Origin of the sequence: Streptococcus mitis (genome assembly GCF_047464965.1) — a bacterium.
Taxonomy (GTDB): domain Bacteria; phylum Bacillota; class Bacilli; order Lactobacillales; family Streptococcaceae; genus Streptococcus; species Streptococcus mitis_DU.
In genome coordinates, this window is the sequence record NZ_JASHAT010000008.1 from 105,476 (window position 1) to 126,050 (window position 20,575).

Consider the following 20,575-nt stretch of genomic DNA (forward strand, 5'->3'; position numbering starts at 1 on the left):
AATCCAAAAAAGAAAAACTTAGGAAACCAATCCTAAGCTCTCTTTTGAAGTAGGTACATGACAAAGATAGAGGTTACAATTAACCAAGATCCTAAGATGGCAAAGACCAACATCCCATTGTGAGTTAATAAGCCAATTGCACCTAGAACGAATGGAGTCGTAAAGGCTCCGAAACTACAGCCTAAAACTGCAAATGAGGTTGCTTGATTGAGGAGTTTAGCTGGAATTCTTTCAGAGACAAGTTGAAAGACTGTCGTCAAGGCTACACTGTAGGCAAAGCCAGCCAGAATACTTCCTGCCACTACCACCCACAAGGATGGAGACAAGGCAATCACAATTTGCCCCAAGCCGAAGGTAATACCAGACCAGAGGAGCAGTTTCTCTTTAAATATTGAAATCAGGAAAGAAAAACTCACACCAGCCACAATCCCGATTAACTGCATGACACTAAGAACAAAACTAGATAACTGGGCATCTCCCAGTCCTCTTTCCACCATCAGACTTGGAATACGGATGGTAATAGCTGTATTGGTACAAACTACAACCGCCGCTTCAATAGCTAAGATAAAAATCAAGCCCTTCATTTCCCGAGTTAAGCGACTTGCTTCCTTCGTTTTTTTCTTGACTTCTTTCTTTTCTTTTCCATAAGGTACAAAGAGCAGATAAAGGATCAGAACTAAAAATCCAGCACTATAAGCTAAGAAAGTAGCTGTCCAACCAAAGGCCAACAATTGGCCGACTGCCAAGGTAATGAGAGAAGCCCCAACGACCTCTGCAGAACCGCGTAGCCCTAACATCTGAATTCTCGTTTTTCCTTGATAGCGTTCACTGATAATAGAAATGGCCTTGGCATTGATCATCCCAACACCTAAACCAAAAAGAATCCGTGTTCCAAAGACAAAAGGATAAGCTTGGTACCAAAAGGGAGCAGTTCCACTTAGTGATAAAATCAGCAATCCCAAACTGATCTGTAAGCGCTCAGGAAATATTTTTTCTAAGAAACCATTTAGTAATAACATAATCATGATTCCAAAGGAAGGCAAGCTCGCCAAGAGCTCAATTTGTTCCTTAGGATAACCTTGATAATAGTCAAACATGGCTGGCAGGGCACTCGAGATGGAAAAGGATGTAATCAAAACGAGAGAGAGAGCCAAAATACTGGCCCGTTCTAAAAATTGTTTCATGAAATCTCTTTCTATATTTCTCTTAATCTTCTACTTTTTTGATAGTTATCAAACAGGCAAGAAAAGAAGAAGCCTCTTTGGTGTATAGACTCCTTCTTAAACTAGAAAATGAATCCCTTGTGTCTTATACTCAATGAAAATCAAAGAGCAAACTAGGAAGCTAGCCGCAGGTTGCTCAAAGCACTGCTTTGAGGTTGTAGATAGAACTGACGAAGTCAGCTCAAAACATGGTTTTGAGGTTGTAGATGAAACTGACGAAGTCAGTAACTATATATACGGCAAGGCGAAACTGACGTGATTTGAAGAGATTCTCGAAGAGTATTAGGATGACTTTCTCTTGATTTGCTTAATAAAGTAGAAGATAAATCCTGCCACCATATAGGCAACAAAGATAATCAGACACCACTTGAACACGACATCCCAACCCTTGTTCACATTCAAAAAGAAGTAAGGGAAGGGACTGACCTTAGAATTAGGAACATCAAGTTTCAGTACCAAGCCATTAAAAAGAGCAAAAATCATATAAAGCAAGGGTAAAATCGTCCACACAATTGGATCCCAAATCTTGTATTGACCCTGTTTGTCAAAAAAGAGGGTATCTGCTAAAAACCAGAGGGGAACGATATAGTGGCAAAGGAAATTTTCTAGAGTATAGAAATTAGTCGCAATGGGTGCCAAGAGGAAATGGTAAATCACACAGGTAATCATGATACTCATGGTGACCCCACCTTTTAAGCGCAAGAGACTTGGTCTTTGCCAGTTTTCACCTAAACGGCTCATAACCTTTAGGAGATAGAGCGTAAAAATCGCGACTAAAAGGTTGGACAGAACCGTATAATAGAGCAACATCCCAAATCCACCATGCTTGGCGATTTCAAGATAAACTCCCGTAAAAGCCGCTAGAAACAAGAAGATACGGCTATAAAATACAAGTTTATAGTGTTTTGACATGCTTAAATTTTCTTCACAAACTCTGATTTGAGTTTCATGGCACCAAAGCCATCAATTTTACAGTCGATATTGTGGTCGCCCTCTACGATGCGGATATTTTTCACGCGCGTCCCTTGTTTCAAATCTTTTGGCGCACCTTTTACTTTCAAGTCCTTGATGAGGGTTACAGTATCACCGTCAGCCAATTTATTCCCGTTGGCATCGATAGCAACAAGGCCCTCTTCTACATCTGCAACTTCAGCAGGATTCCACTCATGAGCACACTCTGGGCAAACCAGTAGGGCACCGTCTTCGTAGACATACTCTGAGTTACATTTTGGGCAATTTGGTAGGTTGTTCATGGTTTCTCCTTATCATCATTCACTATTCTTTGAAAATCAAAATTTCTCGAACAGCAACTATTATACCTTAAAATCAGCATTTTGACAAATTTAGAAAAAAACCGATATCAATCTATCGGCTTCTCTACATTTACATTCTTTTTTCAGCTTCTGCTTTGATTTTTTCAACTACTTCTTGAATGTTCAAACCAGTTGTATCAAGGTAGACAGCATCCTCTGCTTGTTTGAGAGGTGAAGTCTCACGATGACTATCCTTGTAGTCACGCGCAGCAATTTCCTCTTTTAGGGTTTCAAGGTCTGTTTCAATTCCCTTGGCAATATTTTCCTTGTAACGGCGCTCTGCTCTTTCATCTACCGAAGCTACTAGGAAAATTTTCAATTCTGCTTGTGGCAATACAACAGTCCCAATATCGCGACCGTCCATGACAATCCCACCTTGCTGGGCAATCTCTTGTTGGAGAGAAACTAGTTTCTCTCGTACTTCAGGAATTGCTGCAATAGCTGAAACATGATTGGTCACTTCATGTTCACGAATAGGATGGGTAATATCCACATCTCCTACAAAGACAAGTTGTTCTCCAGTTTCTGAGCGTCCAAAACTGATTGGATGCTGGTCCAATAAGGCTAAAAGTTCTTCAACTTGTTCAACTCCTAATTGGTTCTTGAGAGCCATGTAGGTCGCTGCACGATACATAGCACCTGTATCTAGATAGGTATACCCAAAATCTTTAGCAATAATCTTAGCAACCGTACTCTTACCACTGGAAGCTGGACCATCGATAGCAATTTGAATCGTCTTCATTTATGACTCCTATCTAGTCTTAATCACATCTCCAGGATTTGCAAACCAAGATCCTGTAGCCATATGTCCAGGATTCAATGCTTCTAATTGAGCAATTGAAATACCTGCACGAGCGGCAATAGCTGCTTCTCCTTCTCCAGCCATAACTTTTGTAGTTCCTTCTGGATCATTTGGATGTTCTGAGCTACTAGATGACTCTTCTACCTTCTCCTCTGAACTAGAAGATGCCTGCTCTGAACTACTACTAGATGTAGAAGAAACTTGCTCTACTTTTGTATCTGAATCGTGAAAATCTTTCAAGGCTGCTGTGCGATTACTCCCACCCGATGAAAGATAGATCAGAACAATAATCATCACGACTACAATCACAAAGAAAATACTTGCTAAAATAGTCAAGATACGATTAGCCAGCACTCCTCCACCTTGTTCTCTCTTGCGACGTTCTGATCTTGTTTCTTCTTGATTCTCATAAATATCTTCTTGCCACGGTTCTTTTGCCATACCTTACTCCTTGTTTTTTTTTACTTTTCTTATTACAATATAAATATGAAAATCACACTTATACCTGAACGCTGCATTGCCTGCGGGCTTTGCCAAACTTATTCTGAATTATTTGATTACCACGATAATGGAATCGTGCGTTTTTACGATGACCCTGACCAACTAGAAAAAGAAATCTCTCCTAGTCAGGACGTCGTAGAAGCTGTTAGAAACTGTCCAACACGTGCCTTGATTAAAGATTAACCCTGATATCGACAAGAACGTTCCACTCCTTCTAGTTTAGCATATTTCCATGCAAAATTATAGTCTTTTCTCTTTATTTTTTTCTGTAAAATCAGGAAGGTCACTTTTTTCTTTGACGAGATAAAGTGGTCTTTTTTTAGTCTCTAGATAAATCTTACTGATATACTTGCCGAGAATCCCAATGGTCAAGAGTTGAATCCCTCCGAGAAAGAGAATAACAGCCATCAGAGAGGTCCAACCCGATGTCGGATTGCCCAAAATAAGGGTTCGAACTACAACAAAAAAGGTCATAAGTAGAGAAATAAAACAAGATAAGAGACCTGCCACAAAGGCGATAATCAAGGGAAAATCTGAAAAGTTAACAATCCCTTCAATAGAGTAGAAAAAGAGTTGCCTAAAACTCCAACTGGTCTTGCCAGCCTGCCTTTCGACATTGGGATAGTCCAGATAGTGGGTTTTAAAGCCGACCCAGGTAAAGAGCCCCTTTGAAAAACGATTGGACTCGGTCAAAGCTAAAATAGCATCGACTACAGACCGTCTCATCATGCGAAAATCACGGACACCTGAAGGCAAGGCTACTGGGCTAATTTTTTGCATAAGGCGGTAAAAGATATCAGCACAGAAACTACGAAAGAAGGGTTCTCCCTCCCGACTAGTTCTCCGGGTCCCAACACAGTCCAAGTCTGCATTCTGGTCTAGTAAGGCTTTCATCTCAAGCAACATACTAGGAGGATCTTGGAGGTCTGCATCCATCACCACCACCAAATCTCCTGTCGCATATTGCAAGCCTGCATAGAGAGCTGCTTCTTTGCCAAAATTTCGAGAGAAAGAAATATAATGAACTGCCGGATTTTGCTCCCGATAGGACTTTAAGAGTTCCAAGGTCCCATCACTTGATCCATCGTCGACAAAGACATACTCGATTTCTGTCTCCAAATCTGGAAGTAAAGCTTCCAAAGCCTGATAAAAAAGAGGAAGTACTTCCTCTTCGTTTAAACAGGGGACAATGATTGACATCACCATCTTAGTCTTCAAATCCATTTGGATGCTTGCTTTGCCAACGCCATGCGTCTTCACACATTTGGGTGATGCCTAATTCTGCTTCCCAGCCGAGTTCTGCTTTGGCTTTTGCAGGATCTGAATAGCAGGCTGCGATATCCCCTGGGCGACGGTCTACGATACGGTAAGGAATTGGACGTCCCACCGCTTTTTCCATGTTTTGGATAATTTCAAGAACTGAGTAGCCTTTACCTGTTCCAAGGTTATAAACGTTTAGGCCTGAACCTTTTTGGATTTTTTTCAGAGCTGCAACGTGACCTTTAGCCAAATCGACAACGTGGATATAGTCACGAACACCAGTTCCATCTTCCGTATCGTAATCATCTCCAAACACTTGCACTTGCTCTAATTTTCCAACGGCTACTTGAGTCACATATGGCAAGAGGTTGTTTGGAATACCATTTGGATTTTCTCCTAGGTCTCCACTTTCATGAGCTCCGATTGGGTTAAAGTAACGAAGCAAGACCACATTCCATTCTGAGTTTGCCTTGTAGATATCGGTCAAAATTTCCTCAAGCATGAGTTTGGTACGGCCATATGGATTGGTCACTGAAAGTGGGAAATCTTCCAAGATTGGCACTGTATGAGGATCTCCGTAAACTGTCGCAGAAGAACTGAAAATGATGTTTTTACAGTTGTTTTCTTCCATGACCTTCAAAAGACTAACAGTTCCAGCGATATTATTGTCATAGTAGGCAAGAGGAATACGGGTAGATTCACCGACAGCCTTCAAGCCAGCAAAATGAATGACACCAGTTGGTTCTTCTTGCTTGAAAATATCTCTGAGTGTATCTGTGTCACGGATATCTGCCTCATAAAACGGAATTTCAACTCCTGTGATTCTTTCAACAACTTCTAAACTTTTTCTGTTACTATTAACAAGGTTATCCACCACAACAACTTGATGACCTGCTTGGATTAACTCAATAACAGTGTGGGTTCCGATAAAACCTGCTCCACCCGTTACCAAAATCTTTTCTTGCATCTTCTTTCCTCGATTCTCAGATTATTTTTTCTTATTTTACCATTTTTGATAGGGAATGTCATTTGCCATCCTAGAGGGTAGGATAAAATTTCAGTAAAATGCTTATTCGCTTTTTACCCGTTTGACATAGTTTTCAATTGGGTAGTTTAGAGGGTCCAAGGTCAACTCCTTGTCTTGGATCAGTTGAGCTAGATGGTAACCAATGATAGGACCAGTTGTGAGGCCTGAGGAACCTAGTCCACTAGCAGCATAGACACCTGATAAGCCAGGTACTTGTCCAAAGAAAGGAGAGAAATCACTGGTATAGGCACGGATTCCCACACGCTCAGCTCTTGAAGTCGCTACTGCCAAGACTGGATAGTGAGGCAAGGCTGCCTCCTCCATTTGTTGGAGTAAGGTTTCATCTACCGTCAAATCAAATCCCATATCATTTTCATGGGTAGCGCCTAGGGATAATTTCCCACCTGCAAAAGGAATCAAATCCCACTCCCCTTCTGGCATAACAACAGGGTAAGCTTCCATGTCTTGGGCAAGTTGATAATCTCGGAGTTGCCCCTTTTGGGGACGAACATCTACTTCATAACCTAAAGGCTCTAACAGATGTCCCAACCAAGCTCCCGTCGCCAAAATAACCTGATCAAACACCTCTTCGTCAATCTGGTAACCTGATGCTAAAGGTATCAGAGTCACTTTTTCTTTGACCAGCTTGACGTGACTGGCTTCCAGCAAACGAGTCACTAAAAGTTGGCCATCTACTCTCGCTCCACCAGAAGCATAGAGCAGGTGATCAAATTCCTGCAAGCCAGGGAATAATTCATTAGCTGATGCTGAGTCCAGAATGGCTAATTGCCCTATCAAAGGAGATTCTTCTCTACGCTGGAGGGCTAGTTGATAGAGTTCTTCCAACTTAGTTTCATCCTTTTTCAGGAGAAAGACTCCCGAACGCTGGTAAAAGTCGATTTCTTGTCCTGACTTCTCTAAATCTGCTAATAAATCCACATAAAAGTCAGCCCCCAAGCGCGCCATTTTGTACCAGGCCTTATTGCGGCGTTTGGAAAACCAGGGGCTGATAATTCCTGCTGCGGCCTTAGTAGCCTGACCTTGTCCATGATCAAAGACTGTTACTTCTAGATCACTTTCTTTCGAGAGGTAGTAGACAGCTGTTGCACCTACAATCCCTGCTCCAATAATGGCAACTTTTTTCATTGTCTTCACCTTCTAACTAGATATGGTGGAAAGGATTGGTCGATGCTTGACTAGGTAAGATATCAATAGTCCAGCCTTTTTCCTCTTTCCATTGATTAAGAAGCTCTGCAATTTTTTCTACAAAAAGCACTTCGATATAGTGACCTGGGTCCAAGGCTAGCAAGCCATCAGACAGCATATCCTGAGCAGTGTGGTAGTAAATATCACCAGTGATATAAACATCTGCCCCCTTTGCCAAAGCATCCTTATAGAAAGACTGCCCGCTACCACCACAGATGGCCACTCTTGAAATAGGCTTCTGCAAATCTCTCTCTTGATAATGCACCAATCGAAGGCTATCTAAACCAAAGACTTGCTTGACATGCTGGGCCAATTCCCCAAATGTCTGAGGCTGAACATTCCCAATACGTCCAATTCCACGTTCAGGACCTGTCTCCTGCAGATAGGTCGTTTCCTCGATACCTAGCATCTGACAGAACCAATCATTGAGACCATTTTCAACGATATCAATATTGGTATGGCTGACATAAACTGCAATGTTATGCTTGATGAGGTCGATGTAAATCTGATTTTGCGGACGGCTAGATACCAAGTCCTTGATAGGACGGAAAATCGGCGCGTGCTTGGCAATAATCAAGTCCACACCCTTTTCAATGGCTTCAGCCACCGTTTCTTCACGAATATCGAGAGCCACCATGACCCTTTGGATATCCTTGTCCAAAGTGCCAATTTGCAGACCACGACTGTCTCCTTCCATAGAAAATTCTTGAGGACAATAAGCTTCATATCGGTTAATGACTTCACTTGCTAGCATGAAGAACCTCCTTGATGGCTTGAATTTTATCTACTAAAACTTGACGTTCCTCCAGATTTTTTTCTGGAATTTGTCCGAGGGCGAACTCTAGCTTCTCAGCTTCTTTTTGCCATTTTTGGACAAAGACTGGACTGACCTCTTTGGACAAGATAGGTCCAAAGCGAACATCACTGGCTGACAACTTCATTTGTCCTGCTTCCACTACTAAAATCTCATAAAATTTTCCAGCTTCTTCTAGGATGCTTTCTGCTACAATCTGAAATCCGTTCTCTTGCAACCAAATGCGCAAGTCGTCTTCACGATTATTGGGCTGGAGAATCAAACGTTCTACATTAGCCAGCTTGTCCAAGCCTTCTTCTAAAATCCTAGCAATCAAACGGCCTCCCATACCTGCAATGGTGATGACCGATACTTGATCTGCCTCTTCAAAGGCTGCCAAGCCATTGGCTAAACGTACTTGGATTTTCTCCTTTAAGCCGTGTGCCTCAACATTTTTGACCGCGGATTGGTAGGGACCTTCCACCACCTCCCCTGCAATGGCACTTTTGATTTGTCCTCTTTCGACCAACTCGATAGGCAGATAAGCATGGTCACTCCCCACATCTAGTAAAATAGCCCCTTGGGGCACAAAGGAAGCCACTAATTCTAATCTCTTTGAAATCATCTTCTCTCACTTTCCAAAACTCTATTACCTCTTATTATACCACATTTCAGCTGGCAATCTTGTACCTAAAAAACCGCAATCCACAGATTGCAGCCTTTCTTTATTTTTTTACTTGATAACGACTAGTCAGGATGAAAATTACGGTAAAGACCAGCATCATGACACCATAGACAGGTAGTGTTTGTCCTGTTAAGGTCGAAATTTCAAGCAGTTTTTGAATTCTTGGGAAGAGAGCTGTAGCTAAGAAGCCACCTACTGACCAGACAATTAAGAGTACACGCCAGAGAGTAAATGGCATGCAGGCTCTAAATACGGATAAGAAACCGATAGACCCAAGTAGATAATAGAGGAGGGTTGAGATTTCTATCTCAGACCAGCCTTGACTACTTCCAAATAGTTTCACAAAAAGAACGCTGAACACAACCATAAGTGCACTTGGTAGGGCACGAAGCATAGACCTTCTGAGGAAGTTTGGCTCGACAGGCTTGATATTTCGCTCAAACGTCAAAACGAATGGTGGGAAACCTTCCACAAATTGGTCGATCATGGTAATCTGGATCGGAATGAAGGGGAAAATCAAAATCCACTCAGACCGTCCTAGAAGAGCACTGGCAATACAGATGACCGCTAACAGGAAGGAATAAATAGTCTTAATCAAGAAAATAGGGGCGATATGGGCGATGTTATTGACCACCCGACGACCTTCAAAGAGAATCTCAGGAACATCATTAAAGTCAGAGTTCAAGAGAACCAGATTAGCAATCTGACGAGTCGCAGGGTCTCCCTCAGCCATCACGATAGAACAATCCGCCTCACGAAGAGCCAGGATATCATTAACTCCATCCCCTGTCATAGCCGTTGTATGCCCCGCTTTTTTCAGTGTTTGGATAATGAGTTTCTTTTGATGAGGAGAAACACGTCCGAAAATAGCTGTCTCCTCAGCCATAGTAATCAATTCCTCATCCGTGATTTTCGAGCAATCTACATAGCTATGATAGTCCGCAAAACCAGCCTTCTGGGCAATACTGGACACCGTAACTGGATTGTCACCAGAGATGATCTTGAGACCCACTTCCTGAGAACGGAGATAGTCCAACGTCTCTGCTGCTCCCTCTCGAATCGGATCCAAGATTTCCAGCAGGGCCAGAGCCTGAATATCAGATGGTTTCTGTAGCTTGTGATGGTCTAATTTCTCCTGACTGAGGGCTAAAACCAAGACACGTGATCCTCTCTCCAAAGCCTCTCTGGCTTCTGGGACTTCAGAGTCCAACAACATCTCAGGCGCACCTAGGAAAACTGTCCCCAGACCTTCCAATTCCATGGCTCCCCACTTGCGGTCGCTTGAGAAAGGAAGATTCGAAAGCATAGGGTAGGCTACCTGACCTTGGAAACGCTGGCGAATAGCTTGAGCTGTTGGATTTTTATCTTCACTATGGGCCATATAACTGGTCAGGATACTTGCAATAGCTTCATCATCATAAGCTTGAGTCAAAGGAAGAACAGCCTCTACCTGCATCTTTCCTTGAGTGATGGTACCTGTCTTGTCCAAACAAAGCATATCCACTCGCGCCAAGGTCTCGACAGAGTACATCTCCTGCACCAAAACCTTTTTCAAGCCCAGTTTGATCACTGCAGTCAAGAGCGAAGTGATGGTCAAAAGGGCGATTCCTTTAGGTAACATCCCCAAAAGGGCTGTCGATGAATTTACAACGGATGACTTGAGAGGTAGGCCTTTTAAAAGCAAAGCTTCTAGCAAGAGAGCCAGACCAAAAGGAATGATAATCTTCCCAGTAAAACCAACTAACCTGTCCAACGATTTCATGATACGTGAGTTGATGGGTTTAACTGTCTTGGCTTCCAGCATGAGCTTGGCAGCATAGTTGTCTGCCCCAACATGGTGAACTTGAGCCAAAATTGACCCACTGGCTAGGAAACTTCCAGACAAAAGCAAGGCATCCACTTCCTTTTGCACCAAATCACTCTCACCCGTCAACATGGCTTCATTGACTTCCGCAAATCCTTCCAGAACCAAGGCATCACTGGGAATCTGCTCCCCAGCAGACAAACGAATAACGTCTCCTAGCACCAATTCTTCAGGATTGAGGGCAACTTCCTGTCCATCACGAATGGTTTTGACCTTTTCCTTGGTCATGAGATTGAGCTTATCTACCATGTGTTTAGCCCGCAGCTCGGTCACAATACCAGAAAAGGTGTTAAAGCAGATAACAGCAAAGAAGACCAGATTGCTCCAAGCCTGCACAAAGGCTAGTGCCAAAACAATAGCAAAGTTCAAAGCATTAAAAAGAGTAAAGACATTTCGTTTAACGATTTGCCAAGTGCTGGTACTAGCCGATGCGGTAAAATCATTGACCAAGCCCTTAGCCTGTCTTTCCTTGACTTCTATTTGGGTTAATCCCATAATCTTATTTTTATCCATAAATTATATCATATCATTTTTTCTAAAAGAATTCTAATCTCATCCCAAATATGCACCTAGTCAAGGGAAAAAGTTTGCCAGCCCTCCTTTGATAAGGTATAATATTAACAAGAAAAGAATCGAAGGAGATCGCATGTTTTATACTTATTTACGTGGATTGGTTGTATTGCTACTATGGTCCATCAATGGCAATGCCCACTACCATAATACCGATAAAATTCCTAATCAAGATGAAAATTATATCCTGGTTGCGCCTCACCGCACCTGGTGGGATCCAGTTTATATGGCCTTTGCGACTAAGCCAAAACAGTTCATCTTTATGGCCAAAAAAGAACTCTTTACTAACCGTATTTTTGGTTGGTGGATTCGTATGTGTGGTGCCTTTCCTATCGACCGTGAAAATCCTAGCGCCTCTGCCATAAAATATCCTATCAATGTCCTAAAAAAAAGTGACCGCTCTCTCATCATGTTTCCAAGTGGAAGCCGTCACTCAAACGATGTTAAGGGTGGCGTAGCCCTGATTGCCAAAATGGCCAAGGTTCGTATCATGCCAGTTACCTACACAGGTCCCATGACTTTGAAGGGCTTGGTTAGCCGTGAACGTGTCGACATGAACTTTGGAAATCCAATCGATATTTCAGACATCAAGAAAATGAATGATGAAGGAATCGAAATGGTTGCAGACCGTATCCAAACAGAATTCCAACGTCTGGACCAAGAAACGAAACAATGGCACAACGATAAAAAACCGAACCCACTCTGGTGGTTTATCCGCATCCCTGCCCTCATCCTTGCCATTATCCTTGCTATCTTAACCATCATCTTTAGCTTTATCGCAAGCTTCGTCTGGAATCCAGATAAGAAAAGAGAGGCTCTTGGTTAAAAAATACAACAATCCCTTGGCAAAAGCCAAGGGATAATTCTTTTATTTGATTTTCCATTTTTGTGCCAACCAGCCGGAAAAGGCTAGAAATCGCTCAGCCACTTGTTCATGGTGCCCATAAGGATCAAAGACAAACTGACCTTTCGGATAGCGTTTTTGAAGATCGGTATGGATCTGTTCAGCATAAGCTGGTGCTTGAGCCAAGCGATTAGTATGATAGGCTCCTTCTGTTTGACCATTTTGTAAATACAGCAAACAATCTAGATTTTTCACTGTCTCTTTCTTGCAGTAAGCCACAAAATCAGGATACCAAAAAGAACCGCAGATAGAGAAAACACAGGAAACCTTGTCAAAGCTGAAAAGACTGTAAACTGCCGCCAAACCACCTAGTGAGTAACCTCCATAAGCAAGGCGAGTTTCGTCCAGACGATAAAGCGACTGCAACTTGTCTAAAAGACCTCCAAACAAATGATCATGATAGACCTTGGCCTGACCTCCAAAATCTGGAGCCCCATCTCTCAGAGCAGATGCCTTCCAGGGAGTGTAATCGTCTAAGCGATTTTTAGAGGTCAAGCCCACTAAAATCACAGATTCGGAAAGGGAAGATAGGAAATCCAAGTTTCCATCATTCAATAAAATAGCCGGATAGGTTTGATTGGGGTCGTAGTTAGAAGGAAGGCTGATTTTGACTTGAATTCCTTCCCAATCAAACTTATTATTTATTGATAAAGTCATTGATTTTCTCAAGGGAATCAATCACTGCTGGACCATAGTCCATCAATTCATCGTAAGAGATGGTCATGATTTTTTGATTCTTAATAGCAGGAACGCTTTCCAAAACAGCATTTGCCTTCATCAACTCTACTGCTTTTTCATCCAATTTTTTATTGCGGTCGCTGGTTACATAGATAATCAATTCAGGATCCATTGACACGAGGTTTTCCAAGGTCAAACCTGATGTCCCCGTAGCAACGTTTGTATAACCAAGTTGGTTCAGCAAACTTTCTTGCAAAGCAGACTTGTAGGCACCGAAGGTTTCATCATTATACGCAACCATAATCAAAGCCTTTTTCTTTTCACCTTGACTTGCTGGATTTGCTTTCTTAACAGCATCAATTTTAGTTTGTAATTGGGCTGCGTATTCATTAGCCTTGTCCTGAACATTAAAAATTATTCCAAGATTTTTGACATCTTCTACGATATTCCCCAAATCTTGCTGAATCGTTGAGAGAGAAGCTTTTTGCGTATAGACTGGGATTTTGTTTTCATTCCAAGCGCTAACTGTTCCCAAGGATTTTTCAGAAAACATCATGTTTCGACCCATCACAGCGTCTGGCTCATAAGAAAGGACTGTCTCTTGTGAGACTGTTTTTTTATCCCCAATTTGAGGAATAGTCGCAATCGCGTCCTTGTATTTGTCCGTCACAGCATTGTCTGGATTGAGCATGCCAACAATTTTATCCTTCAACCCTAACTCCAATAAGATTTCAGTGGTTGAAAGATTGTTAGTGATAACTTTTTCAGGTGCCTTGTCAAAGACTTGTTCGACTTCATTTCCTTTAGCATCATAAGTTTTGATAGTTAGCGGATAAGTCGTCTCTGCGTTAGCCTTTTGACTTGTTTCTGCGCTTGATTGTGTGGTAGCTTTTTCTGTAGTAGTGTTACCACAAGCTGCCATAGTTAAGGTAGCTACTGTCACGAGTAAAATGCTTAGTGTTTTTTTCATCTTGTTTTCCTTTTCATTCTTATAAATAGTGAATCATGGCTTGCTGGTCCTCGGTCCAAGTCACCTGACTTTGAACTCCGTATACAGTTTGCAATGACTCAGGGGTGATGGTCTCCTTTGGAGTCCCTTGGTAAAGGATTTCTCCCTCTTTCATCAGATAGAGATAATCCGAATAGCGACAAGCAAGTTGAATATCATGTAGGACAGCTAGAACATTGACCTTGAGATTTTTCACAATGGCTAACAAGTCTAGCTGATACCTGATATCCAGGTGATTGGTTGGTTCGTCCAAGAGCAAAAGAGTCGGTTCCTGCGCCAAGGCGCGGGCTAGTAAGACTCGCTGTTTCTCTCCCCCTGACAGAGACGAATAGAGACGAGTTTTCTTCTCGAGCATATCCACCTTAACGAGGGCATCTTGAACGAGCGCATAATCCCTTTCCCTTTCCTTCTGTAAAAAAGAGAGGTGGGGAGTTCTTCCCAGCAAGACGATTTCTTCAACTGTACAATCAAACTGCAGTTGGTTAAACTGGGTCACAACTGCCATTTGCTTGGCTGTTTCTTTGAGCGTCCATTGTTCCAGAGGCTTTCCATCTAGGCTTATCAAACCTTTGTCCGCCTTTTCCTGACGATAGAGGAGTTTAAGTAGACTGGTTTTCCCGCTTCCATTTGGTCCTAATATCGTGTGAAATTGATGCCCTTCAACCTTAAGAGAGACTCCTTTGAGGATTTTTTTCTCTCCTAGTCCAAAATGGATATCTTGACAAATCAAGTCCATATCAGACCCTCACCTCCCTTCTCCTACCTCCAACAATGTAGATGAAGAAGGGAGCACCTACCAAGGCTGTGAAAATACCAATAGGAAGCTCTGCGTTTGGAATGATGATACGAGAGAGTACGTCTGCCCAAATGACAAAGAGGGCACCTAGCAAGGTTGCAACAGGAAAAAGCCTCTTGTAACTCGTTCCTACTAACCCTCGAGCTAAATGTGGAGTAATCAGACCGACAAATCCAATAATCCCACAGGTTGCCACTAATACTGCTGTCAGCACAGCCACCATGGTCACATAAAGATACCAATAAAAGCGTAAGGGAATCCCCAAAGTTAAAGCAGCCTCATCTCCCATCATCATCGCATTGAAAACACGATACTGAGTAGAGAAAAATAGAAAGGCTATTCCTACTACTATAGTTGGCAGGACCAAGTCTGCCCAGGAAGTCCCAGCGAGCGAACCCATGGTCCAAAACTTAATGGTCATCACACTATCCGCATTAGCGCCAACTGAGATAATAAAGTTTGAAAAAGCCAGAAAGAGAGCGTTGACCACCGTTCCCGATAAGATTAGACTAGAAGTCGTCATCCTTCCCTGCATAGAGGCAATGATGAGGACAGCAATTGTTGCCAAGATAGCTCCAAGAAAAGCTCCAAGGCTAATCATCACTTTTAAACCAAGAATGATGCTCAAGGTTGCCCCTAGAGTTGCACCAGCAGAGATGCCTAAGACATAAGGCTCTGCGATAGGATTGTTCACTGTAGACTGCATCACACTACCACACATAGAAAGACCAGCCCCCACTATCAAACCTAACAATACTCGGGGGAATCTCATGTTCCATACAATGGCAAGAGTGGACTTGGAAACCTCTCCTATCTCAAGAGGAAATCCTAACCTGCTCAAAATAATCCGATAGGTGTCTCCTAGATCAATTGCAACAGATCCCATTGAAACTGCTAGAAAGAGAGAAATCCCTAAAATACCTAGCAAAACAACTAAAAGTAACACAAATTGCTGGTCTTGTCGGCTTCCAGAAAATTTGGAAAGCATGCAAACCTCCTTTGATAGAATCTTAAAAATTTAGAAAATTCTCATGAAAAGTATACCATATTTTCAACAATGGAACAAGATGAGAACAAATGAATATAGTTGATCTTATTGTGCTAGGAACCGTAACCGAAGATTATACTTGAGTATATCGAGGTAAGGTGCCAACGCAAAAAGCCCTCTGAAGTCAGAGAGCTGATTTGAGCTCGGGCTAAAATCCTAGCGAAACAAAAAAATCTACACGATCAGAAAAGTCTCTATCGTGCCATTTTCATACATGATATATAGTCCAAGTAGAATGAATACTAAGGGCACAATGATTCGCTCGTATTTTTCAATTGTCTCGAATATTAACGGAATAGAGGATAACACCCGACTAATCTCGCATAAGATAATTATGCCGATTACAAACACAAGCAAGGCCACGAGGGTCTGTGACCAATCTAACGAAGCAAAATAAGGTATATAGATACCTAAATTATCTCCGCCAGACGCAATTGTTAGCAATGTAACTGTCCAAAACAGTTGATTTGCCTTGCTTTGTTCTAATCTTTCAATAATTTCTTCCTCTTCTTCCTCTTCTTCCTCACCTTCTCCAACAATTGCAAAGCGAATTCCTAAATAGATAGGGATTAAACCAAGCAATCCAACCATCCATTCTTCAGGCACGAAATTAACGACATAAGCAGCAACTAAACTCGCCCCTACAAGTAAGCCTGTGCCTAGATATTGCCCCGCATAAATATGCCATTTTTGTTTATTCTGTGATAGCTGTGCAAATAAAATAAATAAAATAATTAAATAATCGATACTGGTGGAAATATAAACACCAATAGCAGATATGATTGTCTGTCCCATAAAAAACCTCTTGTATTGGTCAGTAATAAATCAGCAGATTTTAGGAGAGCACAGACACATTAATTTAGCTATCGCTAGTGGGTAATGTCGAACATAGGAAAGCATTTTACTCCTCCTCAAAACGTAGTTACAAAGTAATTTCTAACTGGAATTCGGTGACTACTTCCATGTAAAGTATAACATACTATACTTTACTTCGTAAAGTGTGGGCTCTCCGAGGGGGCTTGCAGACAGCTACTCGGCTTTTCAAGCCGAGTAGCTACGCACCCTTATGGTGTAATTAGCTGATACCATTTGAGGTTTTTGTAGTCTCCAAAATTGTGACCGATAAAACACACAATCCGCTATTAAGGTGGGTTACTCAGTTTTTGTAGTCTCCAAAATTGTGACCGATAAAACCTCAATAAAAAAGCCCTCTGAAGTCAGAGAGCTGATTTGAGCCCGGGCTAAAATCCATACAAAAAAGCTACCCATTTTAGAGTAGCTTCATTATCAAGATATGCTCAATTGAACACGGCCTAAGCACTTGGCAAAAAAGATAAAATTTCCTAAAAACTAAAGTTTCTTCGTCAATTTTCCTATTTTTGCTTTGTGCTTTTGACGGCCTTTGTATCTTGAATTAGCGACGAAGTCCTAGAGAGTTGATCAACTCACGGTAACGGTTAACGTCGTTTTTACGCAAGTATGCAAGCAAGTTACGACGGCGACCGATTTTTTTCATCAATCCACGGTAAGTAGCGTGGTCTTTTTTGTGTTGTTTGATGTGTTCGTTAAGGTGGTTGATTTCCCAAGTAAGGACAGCAACTTGAACCTCTACTGAACCTGTATCACCTTCGTGACGTGCATATTGTGCGATGATTTCATTTTTTTTCTCTTTTGAGATTGCCATGATGTTTCTCCTTTTTATTTGGCTTCATCCGAGTGACAGGTTGGCATGCCTGTAACCAAGAAGAAGTTATTTGTCTTTACGACAATCCCTATTCTACCAATAACTAACTTCTTTGTCAACAGATTTACTTTCTTGTTTTAAACATGCTATAATGATCATAGCAAGAGATTTAAGTTGTCTGTTTTTTTTAAACGAGGTGATTATCATGCGTAGATTCTATTTCCATCTCCCCTACTATCTGGTTATCTTTTTCTTTTACTGGCCACTTTATGAGTTGTTATCACTAATCATTTCTGACCCCCTTTTGCTCAAGAGTCTCTACGTAAATAATATTCTCTTCTTTACACCTCTGGTAATTTTGATTGTATCTTTACTCTATAGCTACCGTTTCCGTTTCTCACTTTGGTGGTTAATTGGTAACGGACTGCTCTTTTGCTTTACTATCATAACCTTTGGTGAATTTATCTTGTTTTACTTTTTAGCCTATGAAACCTTGGCTCTGATGGGTCTGGCTTCTGGTATTGGCATCAAGCATATTCTACAAAAAATGAAAAACAAAAAACTTTCACAAAATCCTTGAAAAATCTCACAATCATGCTATAATAATCCATAGAGACAAGTCACTTAGTCCCTTTCTACTAGAGAGTGCGTGGTTGCTGGAAACGCATAGAAAGCCTAAACTGATACTACTCGTGATTTTTTATGAAAACATAAAACGGTGGCTACGTTAGAGCCGATCAGAGGTGTCCCTCTCTTTTGAGGTACATAAATGAAGGTGGAACCACGTTGCGACGTCCTTTCGAGGATGTCGCTTTTTGTTTTTCTAGCTTTCACAATCCTCTGTCCCTGTTTTTAGAATAGGGTTAACACATTCGTCAATAATATAAGTAAGGAGAACATCATGATTAACATTACTTTCCCAGATGGCGCTGTTCGTGAATTCGAATCTGGCGTTACAACTTTTGAAATTGCCCAATCTATCAGCAATTCCCTAGCTAAAAAGGCCTTGGCTGGTAAATTCAACGGCAAACTCATCGACACTACTCGTGCTATCACTGAAGATGGAAGCATCGAAATTGTGACACCTGATCACGAAGATGCCCTTCCAATCTTGCGTCACTCAGCTGCTCACTTGTTCGCCCAAGCAGCTCGTCGTCTTTTCCCAGACATTCACTTGGGAGTTGGTCCAGCCATCGAAGATGGTTTCTACTACGATACTGACAACACAGCTGGTCAAATCTCTAACGAAGACCTTCCTCGTATCGAAGAAGAAATGCAAAAAATTGTCAAAGAAAACTTCCCATCAATCCGTGAAGAAGTTACTAAAGACGAGGCACGTGAAATCTTCAAAAATGACCCTTACAAGTTGGAATTGATTGAAGAACACTCAGAAGACGAAGGCGGTTTGACCATCTATCGTCAGGGTGAATATGTAGACCTTTGCCGTGGCCCTCACGTCCCATCAACAGGCCGCATCCAAATCTTCCACCTTCTCCATGTAGCAGGTGCTTACTGGCGTGGAAATAGCGACAATGCTATGATGCAACGTATCTATGGTACAGCTTGGTTTGACAAGAAAGACTTGAAAAACTACCTCCAAATGCGTGAAGAAGCTAAGGAACGTGACCACCGTAAACTTGGTAAAGAGCTTGACCTCTTTATGATTTCACAAGAAGTGGGACAAGGTTTGCCATTCTGGTTGCCAAATGGTGCGACTATTCGTCGTGAGTTGGAACGCTACATCGTTGACAAAGAGCTAGCTTCAGGCTACCAACACGTCTACACTCCACCACTTGCTTCTGTTGAGCTTTACAAGACTTCTGGTCACTGGGATCATTACCAAGAAGACATGTTCCCAACTATGGACATGGGTGACGGGGAAGAATTTGTCCTTCGTCCAATGAACTGTCCGCACCACATCCAAGTCTTCAAACATCATGTTCACTCTTACCGTGAGTTGCCAATCCGTATCGCTGAAATCGGTATGATGCACCGCTACGAAAAATCTGGCTCCCTTACTGGTCTTCAACGTGTGCGTGAAATGTCTCTCAACGACGGTCACCTCTTTGTGACTCCAGAACAAATCCAAGAAGAATTCCAACGTGCTCTTCAGTTGATTATCGATGTTTATGAAGACTTCAACTTGACTGAATACCGCTTCCGTCTCTCTCTTCGTGACCCTCAAGATACTCATAAGTACTTTGACAACGATGAGATGTGGGAAAATGCTCAAACCATGCTTCGTGCAGCCCTTGATGAAATGGGCGTGGACTACTTTGAAGCCGAAGGTGAAGCAGCCTTCTACGGACCAAAATTGGATATTCAAGTTAAGACAGCCCTTGGAAAAGAAGAAACCCTTTCTACTATCCAACTTGACTTCTTGCTTCCAGAACGCTTCGACCTTAAATACATCGGAGCTGATGGTGAGGAACACCGTCCAGTTATGATCCACCGTGGTGTAATCTCTACTATGGAGCGCTTTACAGCTATCTTGATTGAGAACTACAAGGGTGCCTTCCCAACATGGCTTGCACCACACCAAGTAACCCTCATCCCAGTATCTAACGAAAAACACGTGGACTACGCTTGGGAAGTGGCTAAGAAACTCCGTGACCGTGGTGTTCGTGCAGATGTAGATGAGCGCAATGAAAAAATGCAGTTCAAGATCCGTGCGTCACAAACAAGCAAGATTCCTTACCAATTGATCGTTGGGGACAAGGAAATGGAAGACGGAACAGTCAACGTTCGTCGCTACGGACAAAAAGAAACACAAACTGTCTCAGTTGATGACTTTGTTCAAGCTATCCTAGCTGATATCGCCAACAAATCACGCGTTGAGAAATAAGAGATAAAATCCTAGCTACCTAAAAAGCAACAACTATTTCAGCTGTTGCTTTTTATATTTTTACTCAATGAAAATCAAAAAGCAAACTAGGAAGCTAGCCGCAAGCTGTACTTGAGTACGGTAAGGCGACGCTGACGTGGTTTGAATTTGATTTTCGAAGAGTATTATTTAATCCGAGCTAGTAGTGATTGACCAAACCACCACACAAGATTTGCTTTCATGAGTTAGATAAGGTCAATATCCTCAATCCTTGTCTGCTTCATTTTCTTTTACGAGATCGTTTTGTGAATCTTTTTCAGAGAGTTTTTGATCAATATACTTGTCAATGTTTTCATAAAATTCCTTGGTCGCTTCACTATCTAATGTT

General features: G+C 41.9%; 21 protein-coding genes and 1 pseudogene. 4 read left to right on the plus strand and 18 right to left on the minus strand.

Annotation, left to right across the window (positions count from 1 at the left end; all coding sequences use genetic code 11):
- Positions 1-32 precede the first annotated feature (32 nt).
- The 5 genes from QM408_RS06750 to QM408_RS06770 all read right to left on the minus strand — a co-directional run bounded on the left by QM408_RS06750 (position 33) and on the right by QM408_RS06770 (position 3,779).
- On the minus strand, positions 33-1,184 hold the full coding sequence (locus tag QM408_RS06750) for an MFS transporter (protein ID WP_023946242.1): 1,152 nt from the start codon (positions 1,182-1,184) through the stop codon (positions 33-35).
- Positions 1,185-1,505: 321 nt separating this feature from the next.
- Positions 1,506-2,135 (minus strand): Pr6Pr family membrane protein, encoded by a 630-nt coding sequence (locus tag QM408_RS06755; protein WP_000033942.1) that lies wholly within the window; start codon positions 2,133-2,135, stop codon positions 1,506-1,508.
- 2 nt (positions 2,136-2,137) lie between these two features.
- Entirely contained in the window at positions 2,138-2,476 is a 339-nt protein-coding gene (locus QM408_RS06760; RefSeq protein ID WP_001061584.1) for a zinc ribbon domain-containing protein YjdM, read from the minus strand.
- A gap of 130 nt (positions 2,477-2,606) precedes the next feature.
- Positions 2,607-3,278 carry a (d)CMP kinase gene (cmk, locus tag QM408_RS06765; RefSeq protein WP_371483474.1) on the minus strand — a complete coding sequence of 224 codons (672 nt, stop codon included), beginning with the start codon at positions 3,276-3,278 and terminating at the stop codon, positions 2,607-2,609.
- Positions 3,279-3,287: 9 nt separating this feature from the next.
- Positions 3,288-3,779 (minus strand): SAG1386/EF1546 family surface-associated protein, encoded by a 492-nt coding sequence (locus QM408_RS06770; RefSeq protein WP_023946238.1) that lies wholly within the window; start codon positions 3,777-3,779, stop codon positions 3,288-3,290.
- A gap of 45 nt (positions 3,780-3,824) precedes the next feature.
- Between QM408_RS06770 and QM408_RS06775 the strand changes: the two genes are divergently transcribed.
- Positions 3,825-4,022 carry a ferredoxin gene (locus tag QM408_RS06775; protein WP_004235080.1) on the plus strand — a complete coding sequence of 66 codons (198 nt, stop codon included), beginning with the start codon at positions 3,825-3,827 and terminating at the stop codon, positions 4,020-4,022.
- Positions 4,023-4,079: 57 nt separating this feature from the next.
- Here QM408_RS06775 and QM408_RS06780 read toward each other — a convergent pair whose 3' ends face one another.
- From QM408_RS06780 to QM408_RS06805, 6 genes are all read right to left on the minus strand, one after another.
- Complete coding sequence (locus QM408_RS06780; protein WP_414374024.1) at positions 4,080-5,045, minus strand: glycosyltransferase family 2 protein; 966 nt, start codon at positions 5,043-5,045, stop codon at positions 4,080-4,082.
- 1 nt (position 5,046) lies between these two features.
- Positions 5,047-6,066, minus strand: coding sequence for a UDP-glucose 4-epimerase GalE (gene galE / locus QM408_RS06785; RefSeq protein ID WP_049502394.1), 1,020 nt, complete (start codon positions 6,064-6,066; stop codon positions 5,047-5,049).
- 102 nt (positions 6,067-6,168) lie between these two features.
- Positions 6,169-7,272: an NAD(P)/FAD-dependent oxidoreductase gene (locus QM408_RS06790; RefSeq protein ID WP_371483477.1), complete on the minus strand. Its 1,104-nt coding sequence runs from the start codon at positions 7,270-7,272 to the stop codon at positions 6,169-6,171.
- A 16-nt stretch (positions 7,273-7,288) separates the two neighbouring features.
- Positions 7,289-8,086, minus strand: a complete 798-nt coding sequence (locus tag QM408_RS06795; RefSeq protein ID WP_414374026.1) for a Nif3-like dinuclear metal center hexameric protein — start codon at positions 8,084-8,086, stop codon at positions 7,289-7,291.
- Positions 8,073-8,750 carry a tRNA (adenine(22)-N(1))-methyltransferase gene (locus QM408_RS06800; protein ID WP_023946230.1) on the minus strand — a complete coding sequence of 226 codons (678 nt, stop codon included), beginning with the start codon at positions 8,748-8,750 and terminating at the stop codon, positions 8,073-8,075. Before QM408_RS06800 ends, QM408_RS06795 begins: the two co-directional genes overlap by 14 nt.
- Positions 8,751-8,850: 100 nt before the next feature.
- Positions 8,851-11,187, minus strand: a complete 2,337-nt coding sequence (locus QM408_RS06805; protein ID WP_414374028.1) for a cation-translocating P-type ATPase — start codon at positions 11,185-11,187, stop codon at positions 8,851-8,853.
- Between the two features lie 133 nt (positions 11,188-11,320).
- Here QM408_RS06805 and QM408_RS06810 point away from each other — a divergent pair, with 133 nt between their 5' ends.
- A complete protein-coding gene (locus QM408_RS06810; RefSeq protein ID WP_064275970.1) occupies positions 11,321-12,070 on the plus strand; it encodes a lysophospholipid acyltransferase family protein in 750 nt (249 codons plus the stop codon).
- Between the two features lie 42 nt (positions 12,071-12,112).
- On the opposite strand, the gene QM408_RS06815 is transcribed toward QM408_RS06810, so the two are convergent.
- From QM408_RS06815 to rpsO, 6 genes are all read right to left on the minus strand, one after another.
- The gene (locus QM408_RS06815) at positions 12,113-12,805 is read right to left on the minus strand and encodes an alpha/beta hydrolase-fold protein (RefSeq protein WP_237447008.1); all 693 of its coding nucleotides are present in this window, start codon (positions 12,803-12,805) and stop codon (positions 12,113-12,115) included.
- A complete protein-coding gene (locus QM408_RS06820) occupies positions 12,786-13,796 on the minus strand; it encodes an ABC transporter substrate-binding protein (RefSeq protein ID WP_414374030.1) in 1,011 nt (336 codons plus the stop codon). The genes QM408_RS06815 and QM408_RS06820 overlap by 20 nt, the downstream gene beginning before the upstream one ends.
- A 19-nt stretch (positions 13,797-13,815) precedes the next feature.
- A complete protein-coding gene (locus QM408_RS06825) occupies positions 13,816-14,571 on the minus strand; it encodes an ABC transporter ATP-binding protein (RefSeq protein ID WP_004255647.1) in 756 nt (251 codons plus the stop codon).
- A gap of 1 nt (position 14,572) precedes the next feature.
- The gene (locus tag QM408_RS06830) at positions 14,573-15,619 is read right to left on the minus strand and encodes a FecCD family ABC transporter permease (protein WP_261073636.1); all 1,047 of its coding nucleotides are present in this window, start codon (positions 15,617-15,619) and stop codon (positions 14,573-14,575) included.
- 234 nt (positions 15,620-15,853) lie between these two features.
- Positions 15,854-16,474, minus strand: a complete 621-nt coding sequence (locus QM408_RS06835) for a CadD family cadmium resistance transporter (RefSeq protein WP_045611205.1) — start codon at positions 16,472-16,474, stop codon at positions 15,854-15,856.
- A gap of 619 nt (positions 16,475-17,093) precedes the next feature.
- Positions 17,094-17,363, minus strand: a complete 270-nt coding sequence (gene rpsO, locus QM408_RS06840; RefSeq protein ID WP_001018251.1) for a 30S ribosomal protein S15 — start codon at positions 17,361-17,363, stop codon at positions 17,094-17,096.
- A 205-nt stretch (positions 17,364-17,568) separates the two neighbouring features.
- On the opposite strand from rpsO, the gene QM408_RS06845 reads away from it, so the two are divergent.
- Positions 17,569-17,943 carry a hypothetical protein gene (locus tag QM408_RS06845; protein WP_049516468.1) on the plus strand — a complete coding sequence of 125 codons (375 nt, stop codon included), beginning with the start codon at positions 17,569-17,571 and terminating at the stop codon, positions 17,941-17,943.
- A 321-nt stretch (positions 17,944-18,264) separates the two neighbouring features.
- Positions 18,265-20,208: a threonine--tRNA ligase gene (thrS, locus tag QM408_RS06850; RefSeq protein WP_023945494.1), complete on the plus strand. Its 1,944-nt coding sequence runs from the start codon at positions 18,265-18,267 to the stop codon at positions 20,206-20,208.
- Between the two features lie 243 nt (positions 20,209-20,451).
- Here the strand turns inward: thrS and QM408_RS06855 are convergent.
- Positions 20,452-20,575, minus strand: a pseudogene (locus QM408_RS06855) (TIGR00341 family protein); the annotation flags it as partial.